Annotated in this window: 22 protein-coding genes and 1 pseudogene; 5 read left to right on the top strand and 18 right to left on the bottom strand. The window is 34.0% G+C overall.

Features of this window, described 5'->3' with window-relative positions; genetic code table 11:
- Positions 1-139: 139 nt before the first annotated feature.
- From rsmB to gmk, 14 genes and pseudogenes are all read right to left on the bottom strand, one after another.
- The gene (gene rsmB / locus JRC48_RS05715) at positions 140-1,471 is read right to left on the bottom strand and encodes a 16S rRNA (cytosine(967)-C(5))-methyltransferase RsmB (RefSeq protein WP_235070884.1); all 1,332 of its coding nucleotides are present in this window, start codon (positions 1,469-1,471) and stop codon (positions 140-142) included.
- A 178-nt stretch (positions 1,472-1,649) separates the two neighbouring features.
- On the bottom strand, positions 1,650-2,531 hold the full coding sequence (locus JRC48_RS05720) for a YitT family protein (RefSeq protein WP_235070885.1): 882 nt from the start codon (positions 2,529-2,531) through the stop codon (positions 1,650-1,652).
- Between the two features lie 202 nt (positions 2,532-2,733).
- On the bottom strand, positions 2,734-2,916 hold the full coding sequence (locus JRC48_RS05725) for a sporulation protein Cse60 (RefSeq protein ID WP_235070886.1): 183 nt from the start codon (positions 2,914-2,916) through the stop codon (positions 2,734-2,736).
- 72 nt (positions 2,917-2,988) lie between these two features.
- Complete coding sequence (locus JRC48_RS05730; RefSeq protein WP_235070887.1) at positions 2,989-3,861, bottom strand: YitT family protein; 873 nt, start codon at positions 3,859-3,861, stop codon at positions 2,989-2,991.
- A gap of 29 nt (positions 3,862-3,890) precedes the next feature.
- Positions 3,891-4,760, bottom strand: a complete 870-nt coding sequence (locus JRC48_RS05735; protein WP_235070888.1) for a S1 RNA-binding domain-containing protein — start codon at positions 4,758-4,760, stop codon at positions 3,891-3,893.
- A 291-nt stretch (positions 4,761-5,051) separates the two neighbouring features.
- Positions 5,052-6,232 (bottom strand): annotated as a pseudogene (locus JRC48_RS05740) (IS3 family transposase).
- Between the two features lie 157 nt (positions 6,233-6,389).
- The gene (locus tag JRC48_RS05745) at positions 6,390-6,860 is read right to left on the bottom strand and encodes a hypothetical protein (protein WP_235070889.1); all 471 of its coding nucleotides are present in this window, start codon (positions 6,858-6,860) and stop codon (positions 6,390-6,392) included.
- A gap of 109 nt (positions 6,861-6,969) precedes the next feature.
- On the bottom strand, positions 6,970-7,863 hold the full coding sequence (locus JRC48_RS05750; protein ID WP_235070890.1) for a TraX family protein: 894 nt from the start codon (positions 7,861-7,863) through the stop codon (positions 6,970-6,972).
- 102 nt (positions 7,864-7,965) lie between these two features.
- Positions 7,966-9,204, bottom strand: coding sequence for an FprA family A-type flavoprotein (locus tag JRC48_RS05755; protein WP_235070891.1), 1,239 nt, complete (start codon positions 9,202-9,204; stop codon positions 7,966-7,968).
- 374 nt (positions 9,205-9,578) lie between these two features.
- Positions 9,579-10,136 carry a peptidylprolyl isomerase gene (locus JRC48_RS05760; RefSeq protein WP_235070892.1) on the bottom strand — a complete coding sequence of 186 codons (558 nt, stop codon included), beginning with the start codon at positions 10,134-10,136 and terminating at the stop codon, positions 9,579-9,581.
- Between the two features lie 26 nt (positions 10,137-10,162).
- Positions 10,163-11,095: a methionyl-tRNA formyltransferase gene (gene fmt, locus JRC48_RS05765; protein WP_235070893.1), complete on the bottom strand. Its 933-nt coding sequence runs from the start codon at positions 11,093-11,095 to the stop codon at positions 10,163-10,165.
- A gap of 130 nt (positions 11,096-11,225) precedes the next feature.
- Positions 11,226-13,598 carry a primosomal protein N' gene (gene priA, locus JRC48_RS05770; protein ID WP_235070894.1) on the bottom strand — a complete coding sequence of 791 codons (2,373 nt, stop codon included), beginning with the start codon at positions 13,596-13,598 and terminating at the stop codon, positions 11,226-11,228.
- Between the two features lie 100 nt (positions 13,599-13,698).
- The gene (gene rpoZ, locus JRC48_RS05775) at positions 13,699-13,926 is read right to left on the bottom strand and encodes a DNA-directed RNA polymerase subunit omega (protein WP_235070895.1); all 228 of its coding nucleotides are present in this window, start codon (positions 13,924-13,926) and stop codon (positions 13,699-13,701) included.
- Positions 13,927-13,928: 2 nt separating this feature from the next.
- Entirely contained in the window at positions 13,929-14,558 is a 630-nt protein-coding gene (gmk, locus tag JRC48_RS05780; RefSeq protein WP_235070896.1) for a guanylate kinase, read from the bottom strand.
- 232 nt (positions 14,559-14,790) lie between these two features.
- Here gmk and JRC48_RS05785 point away from each other — a divergent pair, with 232 nt between their 5' ends.
- The gene (locus JRC48_RS05785; protein ID WP_235070897.1) at positions 14,791-16,494 is read left to right on the top strand and encodes an NFACT family protein; all 1,704 of its coding nucleotides are present in this window, start codon (positions 14,791-14,793) and stop codon (positions 16,492-16,494) included.
- 94 nt (positions 16,495-16,588) lie between these two features.
- Here JRC48_RS05785 and JRC48_RS05790 read toward each other — a convergent pair whose 3' ends face one another.
- Entirely contained in the window at positions 16,589-17,869 is a 1,281-nt protein-coding gene (locus tag JRC48_RS05790) for a VanW family protein (RefSeq protein WP_235070898.1), read from the bottom strand.
- A 38-nt stretch (positions 17,870-17,907) separates the two neighbouring features.
- Positions 17,908-19,968, bottom strand: coding sequence for a vWA domain-containing protein (locus JRC48_RS05795; RefSeq protein WP_235070899.1), 2,061 nt, complete (start codon positions 19,966-19,968; stop codon positions 17,908-17,910).
- A gap of 189 nt (positions 19,969-20,157) precedes the next feature.
- Between JRC48_RS05795 and JRC48_RS05800 the strand changes: the two genes are divergently transcribed.
- Positions 20,158-21,081 carry an exonuclease domain-containing protein gene (locus JRC48_RS05800; protein WP_235070900.1) on the top strand — a complete coding sequence of 308 codons (924 nt, stop codon included), beginning with the start codon at positions 20,158-20,160 and terminating at the stop codon, positions 21,079-21,081.
- A 517-nt stretch (positions 21,082-21,598) separates the two neighbouring features.
- Here JRC48_RS05800 and JRC48_RS05805 read toward each other — a convergent pair.
- Positions 21,599-23,335, bottom strand: a complete 1,737-nt coding sequence (locus tag JRC48_RS05805) for a D-alanyl-D-alanine carboxypeptidase family protein (RefSeq protein ID WP_235070901.1) — start codon at positions 23,333-23,335, stop codon at positions 21,599-21,601.
- A gap of 166 nt (positions 23,336-23,501) precedes the next feature.
- Here JRC48_RS05805 and JRC48_RS05810 point away from each other — a divergent pair, with 166 nt between their 5' ends.
- Positions 23,502-23,993: a CotY/CotZ family spore coat protein gene (locus JRC48_RS05810; RefSeq protein ID WP_235070902.1), complete on the top strand. Its 492-nt coding sequence runs from the start codon at positions 23,502-23,504 to the stop codon at positions 23,991-23,993.
- Positions 23,994-24,089: 96 nt separating this feature from the next.
- Entirely contained in the window at positions 24,090-24,566 is a 477-nt protein-coding gene (locus tag JRC48_RS05815) for a CotY/CotZ family spore coat protein (protein ID WP_235070903.1), read from the top strand.
- A 37-nt stretch (positions 24,567-24,603) separates the two neighbouring features.
- Here JRC48_RS05815 and JRC48_RS05820 read toward each other — a convergent pair whose 3' ends face one another.
- Positions 24,604-25,503, bottom strand: a complete 900-nt coding sequence (locus tag JRC48_RS05820; protein ID WP_235070904.1) for a hypothetical protein — start codon at positions 25,501-25,503, stop codon at positions 24,604-24,606.
- A 194-nt stretch (positions 25,504-25,697) separates the two neighbouring features.
- Between JRC48_RS05820 and JRC48_RS05825 the strand changes: the two genes are divergently transcribed.
- A complete protein-coding gene (locus JRC48_RS05825) occupies positions 25,698-26,975 on the top strand; it encodes an FtsW/RodA/SpoVE family cell cycle protein (protein ID WP_235070905.1) in 1,278 nt (425 codons plus the stop codon).
- The last annotated feature ends 14 nt before the right edge of the window (positions 26,976-26,989 follow it).

The following is a 26,989-nucleotide window of genomic DNA, read 5'->3' on the forward strand; positions in this document are numbered from 1 at the left end:
CTAAAAAATAAGAAAGTAAATTAAACAGTCTTTTTGAGTTCAATTAGCTCTCTTTAAATGATCATCCTTTATCTATATGAATCGGCCTTCTCTTTATTATCGGGCGAAACGATCGATTCTCATGCATGTTTTATCACGATTAGCCTTGACGTTTTAAACAAGCGATAAAAAATCCATCCGTTTGATAGTCACCTGGAAATAATTGAACCATTCCATGCTGTGTTTGATCGCTTAAAGCATCGGGAAGTCGTTTAACTAAGGTTGAATCAAGTTCATAATCTGAATGTTGACCTAAAAATTGTTCAATCATTTTATCATTTTCTTTACGATTCACTGTACACGTACTGTAAACGAGTGTTCCTCCTGGTTTTAAAAGAGGAGCAACTGTATTTAAAATCTGTTTTTGAATACTCGTAATTTCATCAAGATCGGATGGTTTTTTTGTCAACTTCACTTCAGGATGTCGTCTTAAAATTCCTAGTCCTGAACAAGGAGCATCCACTAAAATGGCATCGAAACTTTCAGCTTCATAGCGTTCATTTAACGTCATTGCATCTTGTAATGTTGCGACCACATTCGTTAATCCTAGTCGATTGACATTAGCTTCAATGAGTTTGATTTTATGATCATACACATCATGCGCATATACCGTTCCCGTTTGACGCATGATTTCAGCGAGATGTGTTGTTTTTCCACCTGGTGCTGAGCAAGTATCCAATACTTTTGAATGATGTTTTGGTTTTAATGCTCGACCGACTAGCATAGATGATTCATCTTGAACATAAAACCACCCTTGTTCAAATGCTTTTGTTTGAATGACATTTCCTTTTAACACGACTAAAGCATCTTCACTTAACGATCCATAAGTACATGTAATTCCTTCAGATTCAAGTTTTTGTTTTAACTCTTCACGCGTTCCTTTAACACCATTGACACGAATCGTGACATGAACACGCTCATTGTTAGCCTTCGCCATTTGAACCGCTTTTTCATAACCATATTGCTTACTCCATAATTTAATTAACCAAAGCGGATGTGACGTTTCAATTGCTAAACGTTCCTCTTGATCTTTAATGGTTTCAAAACTTGGTAATGGCGTACGCATGATCTCTCTTAAAATAGCATTGACTAATTTTCCATTAAACTGCCCGCCACGTTTTTTGGCAATCGTTACAGCTTCAGAAATAGCTGCATGCTCTGGAACACTATCTAAAAATAAAATTTGATATAAAGTCATTTGGATTAAAATGCGAATCCATGCTTTCACTTTTCCTTTAAAGAATGGCGTTACATAAAAATTTAATAATTGTTCATGCTGTAACGTTCCATAAACTAATTCAGTCATAAAGTTTTTATCTTGAACTGTTAACTCATTTTTTTCAATTTGTTCGCTTAAAGCATGATTGCTATAAGCTCCTTCTATTAAAATATCGGTTAACGTCTGCAATGCCAATTCTCGGGCATTTGCCATAATATCACTCCGTTCTCCTGCTTGTCTGTTATATGTCTAGTGATGTCATTTTATATTATAACATAATCTGCCTACTTTCATCTGCGATTTCACACAATTATCCCCTAAATTCATCACCCTTTCTTGAAACGAATAAAAACAATAAAAAGCTGCTTCTTTATCAGAAACAGCTTTTTACTTATTGAGCTTTATCGACAATTTTGCGTCCAAAGTTCCCTTGAATTCGTGAACTTTGTAAAACATTTGTAAATGAGTTTGGATCCACTTCATTTAACAGTTGTAATGCAATGTATAATTCATAACTTGAAACGACCATCATTAATAAACTACGATTTTGATGCGTGTAAGCCCCTTCTGCATTAATAATAGTAATCCCACGCCCTAAACGGCTTTGTAAAGTTGAAATCACTTCTTCTTGTTTATTTGTAACAATAAAGACAGTATAACTTTGATGTGGAGTATGTATGCGGTCAATAATTTGCATTTGTACAAAAATTAATAAAATTGTATATAATGCCACTTCCCACCCATCAAAGTAGCCAGCAATTGCGATAATCACACAGTTAACAGCAAAAGAATATTGTCCAAACGACCCTTGAGTTCTCATCGATAAAATTTGTGATAGGATATCAAGTCCTCCGGTTGATCCACCATACTTTAAAATGGTTCCTCCACCTAAAGCATAAATCATTCCACCAACGACAATATTTAATAAGACATCGTCTGATAAAGTAATCTCAGGAATAATATTTAAACTCAGTGTCATAAACGTAACCGTATATAACGTATGGTAGGTAAATCTTTTACCTATAAATTTGTATGAAATTAACAATAATGGAATATTAATCGACCAAATTAATAACCCTAAATTAATTTTAATTCCAAAAGACGTATACAAGAGGCGGCTAATTAACTGTGAAATCCCTGTCACACCACCGACATACAACCCCGATGGATTAATAAACCAGTTGATTCCTATGGCAAATAATAACGTCCCAACCGAAATCATTGCTAGACTTTTAAATTCTTTTCTAAAGTGTTCTGTCTTTACTATACCCATTCCTAACTTCCTCCACTTCCGTTTACCCCGAAGCCTTTCTTCTTTCAAACGGAATCATGTTTTAATTCTTGTGAAATTATAACATGATTTTTGAAGATATGAAATGAAAAATTTGTTACTATTTTGTGAACTTTTCTTCATCTAATTTTTGATCTTTTCAAAAGTTTGAAACAAATATAAAAAAGCGTCCAAAAGACGCTTTTTAGGTTTCATATATAACCATCGCAGAATAACTATAAACCTGTCCTTCTGTATCACTAAAATGTGAAATTGAGTACTTAATATCTACGACGGATTGATAAGGTAATGTTTTTAAAAATTCATTGACGACAGTTTCTAAGTCGAGCTCATGTTCTTCATCAAAACACTTTACTTGAATTGCCATCTACTTCCCCTCCTATCACAAGTAGAGATAGGATATCACGTGAAAGTTTTAATTTTTGTCAAAAACCCCCACTTATTTAATTTCTTTTCTAACAAAATGTCCTTGAATCATTTCACTTTGAACCACATTAGTAAATGAATGCTCATCAACCATTTTAATGACAGCTAATGCTTCATATAACTCATAGCTAGATAAAACCATCATTAAAACACTTTTATTATTTTTTGTATAAGCTCCTCGGCCTTCTAAAACAGTAATCCCTCGATAAAGTTGCTGCTGAAGCGATTCAATCATTTCTTCTTCCTTACTTGTTACGATATATAACGTTAAGTTTTGATGAACGGTATGAATTTTATCAACGACAACAGAAGTAATATAAATTGAGATAATCGTATATAACGCCGTTTCCCAACTTTGTGTCACTCCAGCTAAGACAATAATCACGGCATTAATGGCAAATGAATATTTTCCAAATGAACCATTAACTTTCATCGAAAGATATTGTGAAATAATATCTGTTCCTCCGGTAGAGGCACCAATTTTTAAGATCATGCCTAGTCCAACACCAATTAATACGCCACCAAAGACAGCATTTAATAAAATGTCATCAGAAAATATTCCAATTGGTACCAATTCTAAAATGACTGATTGCAACACAACAGCCACAATACTTAAGAAAGCAAATCGTTTACCAATTGAGCGCCAAGCTAAATAAAGTAGTGGCACATTTAAGATGAAGATTAACGATCCTAAGCTTAACTGGATACCTGTGGTTGAAAAGACAAAGGCGATAATTAACTGTGAAATCCCTGTCACACCACCCGTATATAAATTAGCAGGTGTTATAAACATATTCATCGCTAAAACATATAAAAATGATCCAATGATCATAATACCTAAGTTTTTCAACTTAACCGAAACCTGCTCATGCTTCAAAATATTCATCTATCGCACCCTCCATCTTTGATGTCAGTTTAGTTATCTTCTGATGTTGGCTCTTCTTTTAAATAAGTCCATCCATCTTCTTGATACACTTTCCCTTCTTTCATTAAGCGTCCTAGTGCACGTTTAAATGAAGCTTTACTCATTTTAAAGACACGACGGATATCGTCTGGTTCTGATTTATCATAAAACGGCATCGCTCCACGACGACCCATTAAGTAGTCTAAAATAATATCTGAGTCTTCTACAATGGCGAATTCTTTTTGCGGAATTAACGACATATTGAACTCTCCATTTTCTTTCACGCGTACGACACGTCCTTCAACCACTTCTCCTAAGCGAGGCTCTTCACGACGTTCACTTTCATGGATGAATCCCATATATCCTTCTTCCGTAATCACATTCGTTCCAATTTTACCTGTACGAATGACGCGTGCTTTAACTGTTTTACCGTGTAATGATTGTGGCGCTTCTTCTTTTACTCCACCAAACTCTTGTGGGCGAGCTAAAATCGCAAAGAGGTAATTTGATTGAGATTCTTTTAAATAGCAATAAACATAATCTCCAACTTGTGGCCATAAAGATTTAAAAATTGGTAAATCTGATGGTGCAATTAAAATATTTTTATTAATTCCAATGTCTACAAAGACACCTAAATCTTCACGAACATCTACCACTTCTGTCCAACCAAATTCGTCCGTTGTAACGACTGGTTCTTGCATCGTTGCAGTTAATCGTTTTTTTGCATCGTAATAAACGAAAACTTCAACTGTTTCTCCAATCTCAATTGGTCTTGTTATTTCTGCTTGATGTAAAAAGAACTCTTCACCATCTAGCGTTAATGTATAGCCAAGTGGTGTTTGACGTTCCACTGTCATTTCATGAAATTTTCCTGCTAACATTTCATCACTTTCTTTCCTTTAAAGTCATTATATTATAACACGCGCCAAAATTTGTGAAAAGTAGAAATTAACTTTTCGCTCCATTTAAAGGCAACGTCTAAAAGATTTCCTATCTTTTATTATCGACGACGTTCATTCATTCAATTCGAAAGAATGATAATTTTTCATGATCCTCATCAAATTTTAAAAGCTGAGCTCGTCCTGAAGTCGTATATCACCAAATGTTATACACCTTAATCCTCTGATTAACGATAGATTTTTTAATATGAAAAATGGATTGTCAACACTAAACTAAACAACTTTTTTAAGGGTATTTTGACGATATTCAACTGGGGATAAGTATCCCAGTGAAGAGTGAATCCGATGGTTATTATACCAGTTAACGTAATCGGCAAATTTATAGCCTAATTGTTCTTGTGTTTCAAACCTTTGATTGTTTACAAATTCGGTTTTAATGACTTTATAAGTCGCTTCTGCGACAGCGTTATCATAAGGACAACCCTTCATGCTTAGAGATCGCTCAATGTTAAACGTATCTAAAATCTCATCAATGATTTGATTCTTAAATTCATTTCCCCGATCTGTGTGGAAGATCTTGATTTGACTTAGGTTAGTTTTGACTGTACAAAAAGCCTCCTTAACTAACTCTGCATCCTTATTGGGACCTGAACTATAACCAATAATTTCACGATTAAACAGGTCAACAAGCACACAAAGATAGTGCCAGCGATGACCAACTCTAACGTACGTTAAAGCACTGACAACTACGTTTAAATGAGGCTGTTCATCAAAGTTACGATCCACGATATTTTTGATCTTATCTTCGTTACATTTAGCTGGATGCGGTTTAAATTGAGCGACCGTATAATTTGAGACAAGACCAACTTGTTTCATGATACGACCGATGCGACGGCGTGAGACTTGTTGTCCCATCTTTTTCAATTCTTGCTTAATTTTTCGCGTCTACTGCCCATCAAAGGAGGATACCTTTCCTTCGGAAAGGACGGGGACCCTATAGTTATTTCGGCTTCGACGAAAAATCTCAACGATATCAGCCACTAGTTGAGACTCATCTTTGTTCGCTTTAGATTCATAATAGTAGGTACTACGAGGCACCTGAAGGACTTTACACATCGCTGAAACTGAATATTTGTGAGTATTGTTTTTAATCACATTTATTTTCGTCCTAAGATCAGCGCGGCTTGCTTTAAAATATCATTTTCCATTTCAAGCTGTTTAATCTTTTTGCGTAGTTGAATCAATTCATTTTCTTCGTCTGTTCGGTTATCTTTCTCCTTAAAAGAACCAGTAGACGTTGATTGCTTAATCCATTTATCGAGTAAAGACGATGAGAGATCGTATTCACGAACAATATCACATTTACGTTTACCATTGAGATAAAGTTGAACTAATTGATTCTTAAATTCATCTGAGTAAGTACGGCGAGGTCTACGAGTTTTCGTTTGGGTCATATTAAAGCTCCTTTAGATTAATATAATTTATCATTTTACATGACCTTAAAAAAACTGTCTAATTAATTGTAACCTATCCAAAATTAAGTCAAACGAATAAAATCCGATTAAAAAAGTCTTAGATTTCCCCCTAAGACTTTTCTTTATGACTAATGCGTTATGCTACTTTTTCTTCTGATTCGACGTGTTCCATAATAAAAAGTAAATCTGCTTCCATTCGTTTAAAACGTTGATGATAAGTAAGTAGTTTATCATTTAAATCAACCATTAGACTTCTTAATTGTTGGATTAACAAAAACAATTGTTCATTCCCTCGTTGAAGCGGGAGTTCTTCTATTTGTGCCTCTAGTTCATAAACTTTCGCTTCCCACTCCTTAACCGACATCGTTGATTGTTTTAAACTTTTTTGTGTATTTTCATGTAAGGTTTGTAGTTTTTTACTTAAAGAAGCTTCTAAATAATGTGTTTGTTCCCACTCTGAACCTAAAGCTAATAAGATCGAACGGATACGTAATAAATTTTTCAAATGTCTTGAAACATGATAGCTAGCAAAAAAACCTTCTTTATATAAAGCTTTTGCTAAAATAAGTTGTTTCTTATACGATTTGTTGATATTCATATTAGACATTTCAATGACCACCTTTTACTAAAATCCATTCGGATTATATCATATTTTTAGTAAAAAATACACTATTTTACATCTTCATTAAAAAAGCTCATGAGCTGTCGCTCACGAGCTATAAAATATATTTTAAGACACTGACAATTAAACCTAACAAACATAAATGAATCGGATAAAATAAATAAAAAGCATATTTATTTAAAGTTGAATCTCCTTTTTCTCCATTGTATTTAACTAATGGCCAAAGAGCAATAACTGAAAATAATTGCGAAATACATTTTAAATAAACAAAGATCTGTAATAAAAGATTTTTAATTCCTGTCAATTGAAAACCATAAGAATCATGAATTAATGATGAAACATAAGGCCACATGGCAATAGATGGACCATATAATAAAAGATTCAATAAAATCATCATCACGCATAAACGCATTTTATTTTGATAAAAAAGATAAAAAATAAAGATCATTAAAACCCCATAAAAATCATAGTCCGTTCTTAAATTGACAGCCATTAAACTCATCGTTAGAACGTACAATCCCGCAACAAAATTAAAACTATTAGCTTTAGCGATATTATCGTATCCCCAAATCGTTAATAATCCTAATGCTAATGTAAAGAAAACATTTTGATGCGTAAACTCTAGCCACATTCCTGTATTTGCAAAATCAAAAAATGGTTCTGAAATTAATGCAAACACCGTCAACCGCAATAAGTAATTTGACTTATTTGACGTATGAAAATATCCATTAACGATTAAAAAAGCAAAGATAGGAAATGACACCCTCCCAATTAAGCGCATTAAAATCAGAATTCCTTCTAGCGAAATAAATAAAGATAAATTTTGATTAGCTTGAGCAGAATCAATTAAACAGGGCATGATAATGGCCCCAATATGATCAATGAACATGGTGAGCAGTGCAATCAGTTTTAATTGTGTTGCATTTATTCCACTCTTCTCTTCCACTATTGTGTCTTGATTCACTTTAAGCTCATTTAAAGCTTCCATTCAAGCACCCCTCTTCCATATTTTTCTTAAATTATAACATGTCCCATTTGAAATAACTACTCTTTCAAAAAAGACAGTCAAAATTTGACTGTCTTCTCCCCCTTAGTCTAAGTCGCAAACTAAACATCCTTTAATTAGACTACGACCAATTGTTTTTCCAAGTTTTAAAACATCTGCTAACTTTTCTTCATCTGGTTTAAAGCATAACTTCACTGGTTCAAACATTTTTAATTTTAATTGAGTTAAGCGAGCATGTACATTATCTACTGCTTCTCCACTCCATCCATATGATCCGAAGACTGCACCAAATTTTCCACCGTGAGTAATTGGATTTAAATTAGTTAATACATCCCATATGATTGGAACCGCATCTTTATTAATCGTTGTCGCCCCAATAGCAATCGCATCCGCTTGATATAAATCTGCAAATAATTGATCTTTAACTTCTGGGAAACTCTTAATATCAAGATCGTATAAGCGAACTGTTACATTAGGATTTACCATTAAGATTCCTTCTTTAACTGTTTCAGCCATCATTTTAGTGTATCCATAAGCTGATGTAAAAGGAATGACGACTAATTTTTCAGTTGAACATTCTTCTGTTGACCACTGTTTATAAACATTTATAATTTCCTCAATACGTGTATCAAGAACCGGTCCGTGTCCTGGACAAATCATTTTAATATTTAATCCAGATAACGTTGAAATAGCTTTTAAGACATATGTTTTAAAAGGTGAAAAAATTGGATTATAGTAGTTTAATAAAGCATCCATATAATCTTCATTTTTCTCCTGTGGTAATTTTGACATTAAGACGTCATCAAACGCATAATGACTACCAAATGAATCACAAGTAAATAAAATTTCATCTTCTACTAAATAACTATAAATCGTATCTGGCCAATGTAAATTTGGTGCCGAAATAAATTTTAAGGTACGTCCACCTAAATCTAATTCATCATTCATTTTAACAGCTTGTGATTTAAAATCAATATTGACAATGTTACGTAAATAACGAATCGCAACAGCAGATGCAATGACTGTAATATTTGGATTTAACTTAATTAATTTTTCAATTGATCCCGCATGATCAGGTTCCGTGTGATGAACAATAATGTAATCAATTTCATTTACAGAAACATGATTTTCAATTTTCTTTAAGTAATCCTCAAAATAAGGCGCTTTAACTGTATCAAATAAGGCAACTTTATTTTCACCTTTTACAAAGTATGAATTATATGATGTTCCATATTTTGTTTCCATCACTACGTCAAAAACTTCAAGATCATGATCTTGAACCCCCAACCAGTAAACATTTTCAGCTAGCTTTAAACTCTCCATTAACTGACCTCTCCTTTATAAAACGTAAAGTGCTTGATATAGATTTTTACGATTAAATTTTAACATACTATCCTTTTGTTTCCCACTAATATGCTTTTCATTTTAAACGTCAGTATGTTTTAAAATTGAACGTTTATAAAACACTAAAATCACTCTTTGAACCAATCAAAAAACCTACTTTTTATATGTATTCATCTAGCGACTCATTCATTCTATATAAAGGAAAATAAATCATCTTCTTCTCACGTTGATCATAAAAATCAATCATAATTGTTTTCAACAAGATCCTCTCTATTACGTCCCCTCTTCTTATCCAATACTTTACTATTGAAATATAAAAAAGCTAGGTAGGTAACCTAGCTTTTTATATTTTTTTATAATTTATTTGGTTCTTCGTAATCGATGCCTTTTGTATCAACTGTCACTGATTTCATCACTTGTCCAATCACTGGTTGATCTAAATGATTACATTCAACACTTGCAATCTCATCTACCACTTCAATTCCTTCAATGACTTTTCCAAAAGCAGCATAGCTTCCATCTAAATGTGATGAGTCTTTATGCATGATAAAGAATTGTGATCCTGCTGAGTTAGGAACATTCGTACGGGCCATTGAAATGACACCACGTTCATGTTTCACTGGATTATCAAATCCATTTGATTTGAATTCTCCATAAATACTGTATCCTGGTCCACCGATTCCTAATCCTTGTGGATCTCCACCTTGAATCATAAAGCTACGAATGACACGGTGGAAAATAACCCCGTTATAAAATCCTTTGTTTGCTAATGAAATAAAGTTACGTACTGATTGTGGAGCAACTTCTGGGTATAATTCAATTTTCATTACTCCGCCATTTTCCATTTCAATTGTTGCAATTGGATTTGTGTCTTTTGAATATTCTGTTTGTCCAACATATTGTTTTGCCATCTTTTCATGCCTCCTATAATATCATACTAGTTGAATTTCTTTCCAACTTCAATTGGATGTGAACCGTTTAAAAGGCTTGCAACATCCATACGTTTTTTACCTGAAATTTGAATATCAGTAATTTTAAGACCTGCATGATCACCACAAGCAACAACGATTCCGTCTTTCTCAACTTTTACAATCGTTCCTGGTTCAGCATCATATAAGTGATTGTTTGGTTCAGCCCACCAAATTTTTACTGATACATCATCGAGTTGAGTGAATGCAACTGGCCAAGGATGAAGACCACGTACTTGATTATATAAAACATTAGCTGGTTTATACCAGTCGATACGTTCGTCTTCACGCTTAATGTTCCAAGCAAACGTTGCTTCCTCATGATTTTGTGGCGTTGCTTCGATTTCACCTGCTAATAATTTAGGTAATGTTTGAGCTAAAAGCTCTGCCCCTGCTAAACTTAACTTTTCAAACATACTTCCTGTATGATCCGTTTCTTCAATTGGGACAACTACTTTACTAATCATGTCACCTGTATCCATTTTAACGTCCATATACATGATGGTTACGCCTGTTTCTTTTTCACCATCAATAATGGCTTTATGAATCGGTGCTCCACCACGATATTTTGGTAATAATGAAGCATGAACATTAATACATCCAAACTTTGGTGCATCTAATAAAATTTTCGGGATAATTTGACCAAAAGCAGCTGTAATAATTAAATCTGGATTCCAATCTAAAACAGTTTGGTAATCTTCTTTGATTTTCTCAGGTTGAAAAACCGAAATATTGTATTCTAACGCTTTTTGTTTAACTGGTGTTGGTGTTAAAACTCGTTTACGTCCGACTGGACGATCGGGTTGTGTGACCACACCTACTACTTCATAACCTTCTTTAATAATTGTTTCTAAAACAGGAACTGAAAAGTCAGGAGTTCCCATAAATACAACACGTGTCATGTTGTCCCTCCTCTTTGGTCGCTCAAATTATATGCAAAATAACATAGGAGCTTAAACGATAAATCTAGACTCTAATTATTATTACCACATCTATCGACATTTTACTACTATCTTTCATAAGTTTTTTAAATTAATTGAATTGATTAGGATAATAATCTAACGATAAACTAACAGCACTCTCTTGAAAATAACTTAAAAGTTGTCCTAAAATCGCTCGAAGTCTTGGTTCTTGCTTATATTTGATCATAAAATACATTCTAAATCGCTGATTAATTCGACCTACATATGGCATTGTTGGACCCGTAATCAAACAACTATGTCCGAGTTGATTTCTTAAATATTGATTCACTTTATCACACGCTAAAATAAGCTCATTATAGTCCTCACTACTGAGTCTAACACTTGCTAAATAATAATATGGGGGGTATCCAAATCGACGGCGCATCTTCATTTCTTCTGCGTAAAACTTATAGTAGTTTTGTTCCACCACGCATTGCATCACATAATGGTCAGGACTATAGGTTTGAATGAACACTTCACCTTCTAGTTCATGACGACCGGCACGGCCGGCGACTTGTGTTAACAACTGAAAAGTGCGTTCAGCCGCTTTAAAATCAGATAAATGAAGCATTAAGTCTGCTGCTAACACTCCAACTAATGTAACATCCGGAAAATCGAGTCCTTTTCCAACCATTTGTGTTCCAATTAAAATATCCGCCTCTTTTCGTTCAAAGGCAGCAATTAATTCTTGATGCGATCCTTTTTTAGAGGTTGTATCAACATCCATTCGCATAATTCTTGCTTCTTCAAACTCACTTTGTAAATATTCCTCTACCTTTTGAGTTCCTAATCCAAAAAAGCGTAGTTCTTCACTTTGACAAGATGGGCATCGCTTTAAAATAAAATGTTCAAAACCACAGTAATGGCATTTTAACTTTTGATTCGGTTTATGATAAGTTAATGACACGTCACAGTTTGGACAGTTAACCACTTCACCACATTCTCGACATTGCATAAAGTTAGAATAACCACGACGATTTAATAATAAGACGACTTGTTCTTGACGTTTTAGACGCTCGGCGATCGCCTCTTTTAGTTCATTGCTTAAAATCATTTGCTCACTAACAGCTGAATGTTCACGCATATCAATGAGTTTAACCGTCGGCAATTTCGCAGTTGCAACAGCTCGCTTAGAAAGCGTTAATAAACGATAAACCCCTTTTTGAGCACGAGCAAATGATTCTAATGATGGGGTCGCACTTCCAAGCACGACTGGGCAACGATGTGTAATGGCACGTTGCTTAGCGACCTCAATCGCATGATAACGTGGAGCCTCTTCCTGCTTATAAGTGGCTTCGTGCTCTTCATCAATAATAATGATTCCAATGTCTTTAAACGGGGCAAAGATAGCTGAACGAGCTCCTACCACGATTTGAACCTCTTGTTTTAAAATTTTACGCCACTCATCATATTTCTCTCCCATCGATAAAGCACTATGAAGGACAGCGACTTTATTTTGAAAGCGGCTTTTAAAACGACTTGCAATTTGTGGAGTTAGGGCAATTTCAGGAACTAACATAATGGCCTGTTTCCCCTGGGCTAATACATTTTCAATCATTTGTAAGTAAACTTCAGTTTTCCCGCTACCTGTAATTCCATGTAATAAGAAAACGTCGTGCGCCTTCGCTTGGCAAGCATGAGCAACGGTTGTCACTGCTACTTGTTGTTCTTGATTTAAGTGAAGCGCCTTAGTTTGTAAGTGCACTGTATCAGCATAAGGATCACGGTATGCCTCTACTTCGATTTCTTGAATAACTTTTTTATCAACCAATGTTTTTATCATTGCATGTGTGACCTGTAGTTCTTCCATTAAGGTTGACTTTAAAATCGGTTTTGATGCTTTCATTAGATATTCAATGACTTGCTTTTGCTTCATGGCACGCTTAAATGGCGTTAGATCTATATTAGGGTCAACTAATGCTAAATACTTGATTAATTTTTTTCCTAATTTATCTTTCACTTCATAAACAAGCTCAACTTCCTTACGCTCAATGGCCTGTTTAACTTCCTTTAGAAGTGAAGATGGGATTTGTTCGTAATCAATACTTGTTGAATGTAAAAATAACGTGTTTAATGCTGACGGAAGATTTTCATTTAAACGAACGAGTCTTTTTTTATACTTGGCCCTCATTGCATTTGGAATCATGGCTTCAAAGCATTGAATCATCGTACTTCCTGTTTCTTCACTCAAACTCATTCCTAGTTCTCGTAACTCATCATTTAAGACAGGTACGACGTCGATTAATTCTTTCAGTGGACGTAATTTTTGAAGGTTCGTACTCTCTTTTAAGGAAATAACAAACCCCATGATCGTGCGGGGTCCGAATGGAACTAACACACGTACTCCTGGTTGGATTAAGTGACTCAACTCTTCAGGGACTATGTAATCAAATACTTTATTGACTGCTTTACTTTTGATATCAACGACAACCTCAGCAATCATGTCAACACCTCCCCAATCTATTACCTTTATTATAGCACACGACAGATTCTGATAAACGTCACCACAATAAAAAACCTTAGCATCTGCTAAGGTTTAATTATTATTGTTCTTTTAATTCAAAGTCTACAACATCATTAAGAATTTCTTCTAAAGCAACCCCTACTGGTTTTGCACATTTTGCTGTTGGTAATCCATCTACATAGTCTAATTGTGATTGACCAGCATCTACAATTTGACGTGCACGTTTAGCTGCGATATAAGCAATCTTATATTTAGAATCTACTTTATCTAATAATTTATCAATTGATGGATAGCGCATTCCTGTCATAATTATTCAACCTCCACAGTATTAATATTTTTATTATAGTATTCTAAGACACGGTTTGAACGTGAATGCTCTGCTTCAATAATCGCCATAATTCGATCACGAGCATTTTCTACCGTATCGTTAATCACAATGTAATCGTACTCATGAGCAAGTCCAATTTCAGACTCCGCTTTTTGCATACGTTTATTAATAACTTCCATCGCCTCTGTTCCACGAGTCATGATGCGGTTACGAAGTTCTTCCATACTTGGAGGTGCGATGAAGATGAAACATGCGTCTGGCATGACATTTTTAACTTGTAAAGCTCCTTGAACTTCAATTTCAAGAACGACGTCTTTACCTTCATTTAATTTTTCATTCACATAATCTAGTGGCGTTCCGTAATAATTTCCTACGAATTCAGCCCACTCTAATAATTGACCTTGATCAATTCTATCTAAAAATTCTTCTTTTTCAACAAAGAAATAATCGACACCGTTGACTTCTCCAACGCGTGGCTTTCTTGTTGTCATCGAAATGGAATACTCTAAATTATGATCTTTTTGTTCAAATATTGATGCGCGCACAGTTCCTTTTCCTACACCACTAGGACCTGATATGACTATTAGTACGCCTTTTTCTACTAATCTCATGCATTCACTTCTCCTTAAACTTTCATTCCATTATAATAGCATGAATTTTATCAAAATTAAATAGCTCTGTACGGATTTTATCATGAATTATTTTACAGTTTATTATAGCTTTTTTAAAATTTTATAGACAAGTCCTATCATTATTATGACGTTTTTATTCTATTTTTATGTCTAATCATCCTAAAAAATGATATACTTTTTAATATAATCCAGTATTAACGAGGTGATTTTCATGGCTTTTGATGGTCTTATGACGTCAAGTGTAGCAACTGCTTTAAAAGAGTCGCTATTAGCTGGACGAATTAATAAAATTTATCAGTTATCAAACCACGAAATTTTAATGCAAATTCGTGCGCAAGGAAAAAATCAAAAAGTTTTATTCTCAACACATTCATCGTATGCTCGTGTGCAAATTACGACACTTGATTATCAATATCCAGATGAGCCACCTATGTTTTGTATGTTTTTAAGAAAACATCTTGAAGGTGGAATTATTTATAATATTGAGCAAATTAATCATGATCGCATGATTAAATTCACTATTCGTCATGTGAACGAACTCGGCGATCAAATGCTTAAATTTTTATACATTGAGATTATGGGAAAACATAGTAATTTAATTTTAACCGATGTTAATCATCGAATTTTAGATACCATTAAACACATCTCACCTCTTGTCAATCGTTACCGTTCTTTACAACCTGGTGCTACTTATATTTTACCACCGACTCAAGAAAAACAATGTCCAGATGACCTTGACTTTGATTTCTTTTCATCATTAATTACTGAAAATGAACGTTATGATAAACAGCTAGTCGCTAAATTTCAAGGTCTGTCTCCACTGATTGCTCGTGAAATCGTTTATCGTAGTGAATCCGATTCGATCCTTCATTTATTTGAATCATTTAAAGCAGTAATGACTGAAATTAAAGAGATGCCTTCTCCTCATGTCATAATTAGTTCGAAAGAGTATTTTTATCTTCTTCCACTTTATCACGTCGAAGGTGAGCTTATTCCATGCGACACGTTATGGGAGATGTTTGATCGCTTTTACTTTGGAAAAGATGAACGCGATCGTATTAAGCAACAATATCACGATATTGAACGATTTATTCGTCAGGAATATGAAAAAAATACAAAGAAATTAGAAAAACTTCATGAAGAACTTCTTCACTCAGAAAAAGCAGAGCAGTATAAAATATTAGGTGATTTAATCTTAGCGAACATTTATCAAATTAATCGTGGAGATTCGTTAGTACATGTTCAAAATTTCTATTCTGAAAATTTAGAAACTATCAAAATTAAACTTGATCCTATGTTATCCGCATCAGAAAATGCTCAAAAGTATTTCCAAAAATACAGTAAAGCTAAAAATGCCGTTAATTATATTTTAGAACAACTTGAATTAACAGAAAAAGAGATTGCTTACTTTGAAACATTAATGATTCAAATGGAAACAGCGACGTTAAAAGATGCTTATGAGATTAAAGAAGAATTAGAATTAGCTGGTTACTTACGTAAGCGTCAAACGAAAAAACGTAAAGCAAATGGAAAGCCAAGCATTGAAAAATATCTTTCAACCGATGGAGTTGAAATTTTTGTTGGAAAAAATAATTTACAAAATGATTACTTAACTCATAAATTTGCTCGTCGTCATGAATGGTGGTTCCATGCTAAAGACATGCCTGGTTCTCACGTTTTAGTACGAAGTGACATAGATGAATTAAGTGAAGCAACGATTCGTTCGGCTGCTCAATTAGCGTCTTACTTTTCAAAAGGACGCTTATCTTCTAGTGTTCCAATTGATTATACACGTGTTCGTCACGTTAAAAAAGTACCAGCCGCTCATCTTGGATTTGTAACCTACGACAATCAAAAAACCATTTATATCGATCCTGATGAATCGTTTATTATGAATTTAAAAAAAGTAAAATAAAAAGCTGAGATCACTCAGCTTTTTATTTTGTTCTTATATCCTTGCGACTACTTTAAAAGTATCACTATGTTTATCAAAGTAACTCGTTCATTTTTTAATGGGCCTTTTTACGATAAACACTTGTGTGTAAAAATTGCTCGTAAACGAGTTCTCCTTCTTCATTATAGCCGTATAATGTCGTATCTGCCTTTAATCCATCATTATAAATCACAGTTTTTGGTTCATAGTTAATACCGTTTAATGCTCTTGAATTTGACCAAAACTCAACCGTTAAACTTCCATATTTAGCATAAGTAAAAATTAAGATAGGATATTCGTATGTATTGATGAACTTTAAATCAATGGCGTTATCTGCTATAGTGGCGTCTTGTCCAAGAGGTACATAACGAACAGGTAAACTATGATTAAGTCGTTCTGTCGCTATAATTCCCGCTTTTAATTGAGCATTATATAAAGTCGATGAAACTTGACAAATGCCTCCCCCAATTCCGGGAATCGGTTTTCCGTTTAAAAAGACAGTCGCATTCACATAACCGTGAGCAGAATCTATCGGAGCCACTTTTTTGTAATAAGAAAATTCTTCACCAGGCATTAAAATAGTATGATTAATTTTTGACGAAGCTAATTCGACATTTTTAGCACGGGGAATCCCAGCTAAATATTCCGTTGAGTAAGAGGACACCTTTGTATCAATTGTCTTCAATGCCTCAATATCTAATTCTCGAGGATCAATCATCACATTGGCATCAACTTCGATTGGATCCATTGAACTTTGATTGAGCTGTTTTCCTAGCTCTTCTAACAACTGCTCAACAACAAGGAATTGACCATCTCGTCCTTCATCTAACTTAAGTTCTGTTGAAGAGATTCTTTGAAAGGTTGGTTCGATCTTCTCAATGTATACTTCTTTTTCAATTAATCGCGCCCACTTTTCCAATGCTTCGTGATTATATGTATATTCAATTATAAACTCATAAGATTGATCTTGATTAACTTGCGAAATTTGTTGCATTAACTCTAAATCTTTTCCTAGTGTTAAGACATCTTTAACTAACTGTGAAGTGTCTTCTTTCACCTTCGGATCAAATTCAGATACGGTTGTCTCAAACAATTGATCATGAACACGAACGATGATTTGACGATTTTGATATTGATTGAGTTGTTCTTCAATCATAGCGATAATCTTATCTTCTGTTAAGGTAGAAACATCTAACCCATTGATTAAAAGACTTGACGATGGCAACTTCTCATATGCATGAATAAACATCGGCTCTGGCCCTAAGACAAACAGTTCGCAAAATAGAAAGACAGATACAAAAATAGCTCTTAAAAAAAACAGTTTCGCTTGACTCATTGACTGTTGTTTTATCCCCATTTTTTACATACCTCCGTTTCATGCATTCTTATCTGTTCTTAGGTTGTGGAGTGAATGAAGTATTTATTCTCTTTAATGATTATTTCACCAATTTTTTGTTTAGAGATCACTCTTTGATGATGTTTTTCTTGGACAACATTTACTTCATCCCAATGAAAAACAGGATCATTTAACAACTGAGATTTTAATCTTAATAAGTAAATTTTATTTTGAAGCGCTAATTGTTTTTGTTTTTCTTGATTTAACTGATCCTTTAAATAATTAAAAGCAGATTGATTAGTGGTTAACAATCCAGATTGAATCCCCTCATAACATTTTTGCCGCTCTATTGATTTTAAAAAGTTTTCAATTGTCCATTCAGTGACTAACTGTAACGTCGCATCTCGTTTCAACAAAGGAGATGGCTTTATTTGAGGCTGAAACATGAAAGACGGACTCACTTGATGATGTTGCCTAATATCTTTAACCGAATTTCGTTTTTGCCATTGTTGATTAAGCATTGTTTTTAAAATTTGAATACTTAATTTTGTTTGTTCTAGTTCATATAACTGCTTGGCTATTTGTTCACTGTCAATCAGTTCTTTTGAATTTTGTGTGACTAATTTTAAATCTTTTAAATCAATGACATCGATGCCTGATGAATCACTTGTCGTTGCTTTGATTAGTTTTAACTCCCTGAATCTTTTTCTTAACTTCGGAGATAACTGACAAGCTAACTGTTTCAGTTTTAAATTTCCATCTTTAATTAAATGATACGTTCTAAAAACAAAGCAATCTAGTTTTAAGTTGGTTTGTTTTTGCTTTGCTACTCCGTCCACTTTGACAGTCAGTGTTATGTTTTGTTTTGTTGTACTTACTTTTACGTTTGTCACTTCAAAATAACGTTTTTCATTAGCTATAAACGTCACGTTATCTTCCTCAATTTTTGGAAGAGCTTTTTGTTCATATTGCCAAAGTAAAGTTGAAAAAGGATCATCTAAAATCATTTCTAACAACATTAAGACAGAGATATTTTTTAACGATACTTGTTTGAAATGACGAATGAACTTTGATTGAAATCGATAACGATTAATGACAGCTAAACTTCGACAAATTTCACCACTGGAATACCCTTGATTAAGCACCGAAAAAAGATGAGTTTCTTTCAATAAGAAAGTGGCCTCATTGACTTGACCTTGTTTTAATAAATAATAGGCATATAACAGTTTAAACTGATGTTCTAATTCATCTGAAATGTCACGAGCTATCGTTGGAACTAACTGATCATCAATTTGTAACACTTCATCAAAGGTAACGATGAGTTGCGAAACATTTCCCATCGTGATTAGGTGTCTTGGTTGATTGACTTTCTGTGACGTTAGCGATAAAAAATAGTTGTTATTTAAAATTTGATGTGAAGCATCTAAGAGAGATTGACTACACTTCATCCAGTGTTTCAAACAGGAACGATAACTTTGACGATCGATATAAGGATAAAAATCGCCTATCTTTGTTGTTCCTGCTAATTGCGTTAAAAAGTTCAAATCACAGGTTCCAACACCAATGATTTGAGTCACTATTTGTTGAGCTGTAAAATCTAGCATCCAGCCATAACAGCGTGATTGCTCGACTTCTAATGAGGTCGTCTCTGAATACAAATAACCATCCGTCATCACAACGACTTGAACGGCTTCATTCTGCTTCCGATATTTGATTAGATCATGAAAAGTCGTTTCAAGTGCCGTTGATAAAACAGTAAATTCATCTCCACAACTTTCTTCTAATCGCTGATGAATAAATTCTAGCTGAGACTTTGCTTCAGATGCTTTAAGATTATCAACTAACCACTCCATCTCTCCATCATTTCCAAATGAGATGACAGATATCCGATGTTTAAAGCTTGATTTTAATTGATCTATGGTTAAAGTAATCATCTCTTTAAGGTCTTCAAGATAATCGATCATACTAGCTGAGCGATCAATTAGAAGTATCATATGAGTCGATAAACTTTTAGTTGGTGTTTGTTGAACCTCATAAAAGCAACACGTTTTCGTTAGATTTGGTGCTAATTGCAATGATTTTCGACCAAGACTTTCTACGATGAGTTTTGTTTGTGTCAATGTGACTTCCCCCTTCTAACTCCAAACTATTACCCAATATATGAAAGACTTTAAAGCGTTATTCGTTTCATTAAAACCATAGATTTTTATCTAACTCCTTTTAATCCTTAACCTTTTTTCTTTTACTTAACAAACTATAAAGACCGGTCTATAATAGTAACGACAGATATTATGTAGGGAGATTAACTCATGAATTTTATTGCTATTGATTTTGAAACTGCCAATGAAAAGCGCGCAAGTGCTTGTTCACTTGGACTAACTGTTGTAAAAAACGGAAAAGTCATTAAAGAATTATATTATTTAATTAAACCAAAAGAATTAAGATTTAATCCGATGAATACTTGGATTCATGGACTCAGAAGTCACGATGTAAAAAAGGCTAAAGAATTTGATGAATTATGGCCTGAACTTGAGCCATATTTTAATAATACCTTTATTGTGGCGCACAACGCTTCATTTGATATGAGTGTTTTACGTGCCATGCTCGATACTTACAATATTCCTTATCCATCATTTAATTATGGATGTACGATGCTTTTATCCAAAAACTTCTTTCCTATGCTTGAAAATGCTAAACTAAATACCGTTAATCACTATCTTGGACTTGAGTTCAATCATCATCACGCCGCTGCCGATGCATTTGCTTGTGCCAATATTTTACTAAAAGTGAATGAAGAATTACAGGCACCCTCAATCGAGGATCTTTTTCATCAAGTGGGTATTAATCCTGGATGCGTGTTTGAAAAAGGTTATCGCTCACCTAAAAAAGGGTCTTCCTCTGTTTCATCAAGCTCAAAAAAACAATTAACCTCATCTCCACTCTTTTATAGTCAAACGGAATTTTTTAAGCATCAAACGGTCGTCTTCACTGGAGCACTAAAAAGTCTATCTCGTCAGGAAGCCATTGCTTTAATTGGACAACTAGGTGGAACCGTTGGTAGCTCGGTAACAAAAAAAACAAACATTGTTGTCACAGGAATTAAAAATATTTACGAACTTTCTCCAGATGAAATGAGCACAAAGCTAAGAAAAGCGATTGAGCTTGTTTATCACGGACAAGATATTCTTTTCTTAAACGAGGAAGAATTTTTAACGCTTTTAACATCATCCTAAAACTTAGATACGATCGTTAACACCTCTTTTATTTTTATAAGCCGCTAATACTAACCAATCATAAATTTATCTCGTACAAAAAAAGCTCTGACTGTCACTTGCATCGTCAGAGCTTTTTTTATGTCTTGCTAAGTAAGAAAGAATTATCTAAAAAATTTCATAAAACAGGAGAAGAACACTCATTTTAATTTGAATGTCTAAAGTGAGCATAACCTATTCGAATAAATTTTTATAACAATCTCTTCTAACACTTTAACAACTTCCTAATCCATGAAACATTTCTCTCTAGGATAAAGTTAGTTTCATTTGGATGAATTATTCTATCTTGTTTTACCGACCTAAAAAGCTAATTTCTGAAATTTCCCGACAGCACTTTATTTCTTTGTTTATCGACATTTCATTTCCCGACACGTTTTTCATCCCCTTTAAAACGACAACCATTTCCCGACAGTTTTTTTTTTTTTTTTTCCAAAATTAAAAGAGTGCACGAGGCACCCTTTTAACTAGACGAATAGAGTTATAATTCATATTTTTCTTGTTCATTTAATTCGCTATCTTCTTGGATGGCTTGACTTTTTTGACTATCGTCTTGATCTTCTACAGTTGATGAATCAGATTCATCAGGATTTTTCTCTTCTAACGTACCAGGGTGATCGTCTGATTCGAGATCTTGATTACCTTCAATTTCTGACTCATTTAAATTTGAATCCACTGATTCATCAGTCGTTGCCTCATCATCGCTCAATTCATCTTTAGGATTATTAATTCCATCAGATTCTTCTTGACTTGGGGCACTAGGTGCTACTTGTTGGTCTTCTGTTTGATCTAACAAAGCATAATTTAAGACGTAATCTTCTAACGTCCAGTCATTATTATAAATTTCAGTAGCAGCTTCAACCCCGACATAACGAAGATGATAAGGTTCGTAACTATAACCCACTTCTTCTTCACGATTTTCTGGGTATCGAATAATAAATCCAAACTCATGAGCATGCTCTAGTACCCATTTTCCCTCGCCTGTATTAGCAAACTCCATCGATAATTCATTATTAATGGATGGTGTTGTAATATCAATGGCTAATCCTGTCTGATGTTCACTGTGACCTGGTCGACTATTAAACTGGTCAGCATACTCATACCCCATCTCATAGACATCTTGGTGATATAGATTTTTTTGAATGTCATATGAAAGATAACCGGTTCTCAACGTTAACTCATATCCCGCTTCTTTCGCTTTAGCGAATAAGGACTCCGTGGCATCAGCCGCATCACGACGTAAGTAGTTTGTATTAACTTGAGCATATTCTGATAACGATACATCTACTGGAACAAAATCAGTCGGTGTATATGTTTCATTTAAGCGATAATTTTTATTGACTAAAACATATAAACTATTTGGATTAGGTGTTTCAACAATTGCTTCATAAAAGTTTGTCTTAACATTTGGATACTTCGCATATTGCAAAGCATAGGTAACGGAATAATTTTCACTCTGACTTAAGATTTCATCATAAATAGCAAAACTTGACGAATCAAAACTACTAGCTGTCATGAGCTCAAAAGCTTGATCAGGATTTAAAGTGGTTTCCATTAGTGACTTTAAATCTGACAATCCAAACTGATTAAACAGCTGCTCAACTTGTAAAGATTTAAATCCTTTTTCTTTAAGACTTGGTAAAATCACCGTTTGATACTCGTTAACGGAAGAAACGACTTCATCCATTTTCAAATACGGATATCTCGTTTCATAGTTAACGTAACTAAATAAACTCATTAAATCATTACCTGTTTCTTTCGCATAATTTAAAAGTCGATTCAATGTCACGATGTCAACAGATTCAATATACGTATTAAAGTCGGGATCTGAAAACCATAGTTCAATGGTTTCCTCTGTATACCCTTGTTTTAATAACGTTGGGAAAAAAACATGATCTAAAAACGTTGCTAAATAAACAATATCACTGGCTTCCTGATCAGGATATTGTTTAGCTAATTCCACATAGGCATCATAACAATCATAATTAAATCCGTTAACCGTTAAATAGTCTGAGATTTCGTCACTGTTACGATGATCAGCAATTAAATCTTGAACAAGATCAGGTTGTTCTTCCATTAACACATCAATTAGTTCACGATCATAACCTAATCGTATTAAAACCATCTCATCACTCATCATATAAGAATAAAAAAACAATCCTAAAGCTAACAAAGTGACGACACTACCAAGAACTAATATTTTTTGCATCTTTTGCATCTAATACGCACCCCTTTTCATATCAGATTTAGTATGTACCATGTTTTTAAAAATAAACCTAAATTTTAACAATTAAAATGAATGTATTTATCTTAAATTTGGGAGTTTTAAATAGTCAACTATTTGAAAAAGGCATAAATTATTAGTGTACCTAGGAGGTGAGGATATGAGTTGTGAAAATAATACACCCATTACAACTACTAACCCAAATGCAAATCGATCAGCAAATTGTGTGTCTGATATTGTAAGATTCATCAACCGTTTACAGCAAGCTGTTGTACCAACTGAAATCGGTTGTTCTCGTTGTAACACCCCTATCTTAGGGGAAACTTCTAAAGCGAACACTAGACCATTTATATTATATCTTCCAAACGGAGAAGCATTTAAATTAGCCGTTTTAACTGATAATCCAAGTGAACCGATTCCAGTTTTTCGTGTCGAAGAAGTCAATGGAAACTGTGCGACCTTAAGAGCCTTAGCAAACCGAAGACTACCATGTCATCCTAATTCAGCTTCTTTTGATGAATTCAATGGAGCTGGATTTGAAACAGAACTTCTTCCAACACGCACTTGCGTCACTGTTAACTTAAATGATTTCATTGCGATTCAGTGTTTAGATGATGTGTGCTTAAACTTAGAGATGTGTAACTGTAATTAAAAAGAGGACTAAGTCCTCTTTTTTTAGTTCAAGGAAAAACGACTATACCAACTAAAACTTGTGACATAACTTATAGTAAGGAAGGAGGTGAGAAAGATGAGTTGTAATTATCATCAGACTATTTATTATGAAACAATTCCTTCTTGTGTTGAAAAAAAATGTGTGCTAACAACTTTAAAACAAATTGATCGATTACAACGTCAAAGCTTATCTAAAGAAAAACAAGATTCATGTCTACGATGTCATCAACCATTTTTAGGACAACGTTCTACCGCAAACACTAGACCTATTATTTTATATTTAAAAAATGGTCAACCCTTTAACTTATCCTATTGCAATGAAACGATGGTTGATTGTCGAATGATTTTTAGGGTTGAAGACGTCAGAGGAAATTGTGCAACCTTAAGACTACTAATCCCGCTTAAATCAGATTGTCATCATATCAATCGTCCATCTTCAACTAATCAAACCTATCAAGTGACAAAAACATGTGTGACTGTTGATTTAAATGAATTTAGTGCCGTTCAATGTCTAGACGATGTCGAGCTTTCTCTAAAAGGTTGTTTTTATTAAAATTAAAATGAAAGAAGCCAAATCGTTGGCTTCTTTTTTATAAGTGTAGAATTCTAATTCCTTCAATTTCTGAAAGAGGGATGACTTCTACTTCATTCATTAAATCATCAATACTAATATGCCACTCATCAACCAATTCAATCATTCCTGATTTTAAACTACCATCCTGTTTGACGATTTGAACAATCGGTGCTCTCATCATTGATGGACGATGAGTTAAATCTCTTATAAATGATAAAACTTCTTCATGCTTTTCATCAACCTCAACAGATGATACAACATCTAAAGAATTGTCTTCCTCATTTTCATGGATAAGCGGACTTTCACTTGTATCTAAAGATGAAAATGAAACTAACTCTTCTGATAATTCAACGTTAAAATCATCATAACTGTTCACCATTGAGTCAGCTATCATAAAATCTTCTTCATTATTTACTAATTGATTTGAACTATCTTCAACGGTTTCGCCTGTACTTTCCTCTGGTGAAAACAAATCGATTGGTTCGTTTATCTCTTCTTCAAAAGAAGCGGGTACTTCATGAAATGCTATCGCTTCAACTACCGGTATCTCATCTGTAGAATCGATTGGCTCATCTTCAAATAGCAAAGATGATGACTGGCTCTCATAATCTACAACAATGTTCACCGTTTCATAAGGAAAACTCTCCTCTATCTCTTCTTTTTTCTCTTTAAAACTAAGTGATACAGGTTCAAAAAAAGACTCTTCTTTTGTTACTTCGTGAATGGTCACATTAGATGGAACGAGTTGTTCAAAGTGACTTTCACTAAGTTGATCAAAATTATGAACATAGTTTGAGGCGGCAATATTTTTAGGTTTAGGTGTTGGTGTTTTAAAAAAACTTTGTTCTTGCACAAAACATCCCTTAAATGAAGTATCTACAAATAAAAGCGGCTCTTTTTCAACTGATTTAGGCATTCGACTAACCTCCCTTACCTTCGTCATATTATAATTTATGCAGGCTTAAATCTTCTGTCACTCTCTGCTACTTCTTTTCAAAAGGTGACGTCAAACGATGAATTCTATTTTATCAAAACATTTCTTCTCTATCTCTTATCAATTCTACAATTATCTGATAGAATAAGACTATCCTTACATCATAGGTGATAAATTTGAGAACTATTTTTAACAACCTTCGGATTTTATTGTATAATCCAATTATTGTATATCTAATTTTAATTATTGGAATTGGTTTAGTCGCCATTGAGTCAGCGGTTCCGCTCACTAAAATTAACTATCCGGCTATCACCATTAATTATGCGAGTCGACAACTTTTATTTATCTCACTTGGTGCGATTGTTGCCCTTTTTGTGGTCATTATTGGAAGTGATCGCATTCGCGCTCTTCGATGGTGGATTTACGGTTTTTGGATGATTCCTCTCTTGGGGTTATTCGCTTACAAACATCTTCATATTCCAATTCCTTTTGTTAAAGAACTTAACGGAGCTGTTTCATGGTTTGAACTTCCGGGGATTGGGACGATTCAACCTTCAGAGTTTATGAAGATTGGTCTAGTTCTTGTCGTTGCGGATATTATTCAAAGTCATAACGAACATTATCCTCATCTAAGTCGTAATTTTAAAACCGATTTCCAACTGCTTTGTAAAATTATGTTAGCTGTTTTACCACCTGCTATTTTAATATTTATCCAACCCGACTCAGGAGTGACGATGATTGTCTTATTCTTTATCGCGTTAATGATTTTTGCTTCAGGAATACAGTGGCGTTACATTTTAACAGTTGGTGGATTAGCAATCGCGTTAATCACTCTCTTTATTGTCTTAGTCGGAATATTTCCTGATTTTTTAACGGATACATTAGGAGTAGCTCCCTACAAACTTAATCGTTTCTTCGGCTGGTTTGATCCCTTTGGAACAATGGGAAGTGAAGGAATGCAGCTAGCTAAAGGATTACTCGCGATTGGTTCTGGAAATCTCGTTGGAAATGGATTTCAAAGTTCAACAGTTTATTTCCCTGAAGCTCATACCGATTTTATCTTTGCTGTGATCGGCATGGATTTTGGATTAATTGGAACACTGATTACAGTGATTTTATGTGGCTTATTCGATTATGAAATCTTAAATACAGCGACCTTAAATCGAGGACATTATAATAGTTATGTATGTATTGGGATTTTTGGAATGTTATTCTTCCAGCAAATTCAAAATATCGGAATGACGATTGGATTGTTGCCAATTACCGGGGTTACATTACCTTTCATTAGCTCTGGAGGAAGTTCTTCGATCTCTTATATGATTTTGTTTGGACTTGTACTCGCTTCTTATATTGAGGGAATTCGAATTAAACATAATGAAGTGGACTTCCATGAGCGTACGTTATACTTAAAAACAAAAGCCTATATTAAAGATAATGTTAAATTTGATGATTAAAAAAGCTGAACCCC

It is taken from the genome of Turicibacter sp. TJ11, from assembly GCF_021497505.1.
GTDB lineage: Bacteria > Bacillota_I > Bacilli_A > MOL361 > Turicibacteraceae > Turicibacter.